This is a genomic window from Dactylosporangium sucinum (genome assembly GCF_014647515.1).
Lineage (GTDB): Bacteria > Actinomycetota > Actinomycetes > Mycobacteriales > Micromonosporaceae > Dactylosporangium > Dactylosporangium sucinum.
In genome coordinates this window covers 1-1,550 of the sequence record NZ_BMPI01000055.1, presented here as the reverse complement: position 1 = coordinate 1,550, position 1,550 = coordinate 1, and the positions used below count along the sequence as shown (strand labels likewise).

The window sequence follows — 1,550 nt, the reverse complement described above, 5'->3', positions numbered from 1 at the left end:
CCCACCGGACCCGAAGGCGTCATCCCGTCGCTGATTGAGCGATTCAACTCCGGCAAGGTCAGCGAGATGATGACCTTGTACGAAGGAGCCGTGCTCATCGCGGACGACGGGCGGACCGTCACTGATCGCGCCGAGATCGCTGCCGAACTCGAGCGCGATCTCAGTCTCGGCCTGCCGCTGGAGGCCAAGGCGCGCCACGTGTTCGTTGCCGGCGACATCGCCGAGATCGTGGTGGACTGGTCAATTGACGGCACCGGTTCCGACGGCAAGCACGTGCACGTCGAAGGCACGGCAAGCGATGTCGCGCGCCGCGGCGCGGATGGCCGCTGGCGGTACCTGATCGACAATCGTCTCGGGACGGCGGTGCGACAGCCCGCCTGACACGGGTGCGTCACGGCAGCTCTCGGCGAACGGAGGATGCGCCATGACGACTATCAAGCTGTACCCCGACGACGTTCACAACCAGCGGACGATCCGCCAGGGCCACCCACCTGACTGGGTCAACCGCGACGGTGGTGACTACGACCTGGTGGTGCTCGGCGGCGGACCGGGCGGCCTCACCGCCGCCACGACAGCTGCCGGAGACGGGCACCGCGTCGCGATGACTGAGCAGCGACTGACCGGGGGCACCTGTGTCAACTTTGGCTGCACGCCGAGCAAGGCGCTGATTCGCTGCGCACGCGCGGTACACGATGCCAGCCGCGGGGCCGAGTTCGGCTTCCGGCTCGACGCCCCACCCCACACCGATTTCGGCGCGGTCATGGATCGGGTCCGCAAGATGCGTTCCCTGAGCAGCTCAGGCGATGCGGTCGAGATGGCCGAGCAGGCCGGGGTGGAGGTCTACCTCGGGCACACGCGCTTCACCGCGCCGAACGCCGTGGAGGTCGAGGGCCAGCCGCTGCGGTTTCGGAAGGCTGTGATCGCCACCGGATCGGTCCCCGTGGTGCCCCCCATCGAGGGACTGCGCACCGGCGAGTACCTGACCAACGAGACCGTCTTCGCACTGACCGAACTGCCAGCCAGGCTGGTCGTCATCGGCAGCGGCCCGCTGGGATGCGAGCTGGCCCAGGCCTTCCGCCGTCTCGGCAGCGAGGTCGACCTGGTCAGCCACCCCAGAACCCTGCTGCCCCATGATGAGCCGGAGGTCGGTGAGCTGATCCGTCGCCGGTTCGAACAGGAGGGGATCAGGCTCCATCTCGGGTTCAGGGCAGTACGGGCGGGCGCCGGCCGGTTGCTGGTGCAAGGCCCCGACGAGACGCGCGAGCTGTCCTATGATGCGCTGCTGCTCGGCACCGGCCGCAAGGCGAACGTCGAGCACCTGGACCTGGACGCGGCAGGAGTACACGTCGCCAGAGACGGCGTGCAGGTAGATGCATACCTGCGCACCAGCAACCCCGACATCTATGCCGCCGGCGATGCAACCTTCCCGCAGAAGTTCACGCACGCGGCCAACGCGACAGCACGGCTCTGCATCGCGAACGCGCTGGATGGAGCGCATCGCCCGGCACGGGAACTCGTCATTCCCCACTGCACCTACACCGATCCCGAGG

Annotated in this window: 2 protein-coding genes; both read left to right on the top strand. The window is 68.0% G+C overall.

The window, feature by feature from the left end:
* Positions 1-381: YybH family protein (locus tag IEZ31_RS60370; protein WP_229836373.1), on the top strand; the 381-nt coding region annotated here is incomplete at its 5' end.
* A gap of 43 nt (positions 382-424) precedes the next feature.
* The coding region (locus IEZ31_RS60365) for an FAD-dependent oxidoreductase (protein WP_190255357.1) at positions 425-1,550 on the top strand (1,126 nt) is incomplete at its 3' end.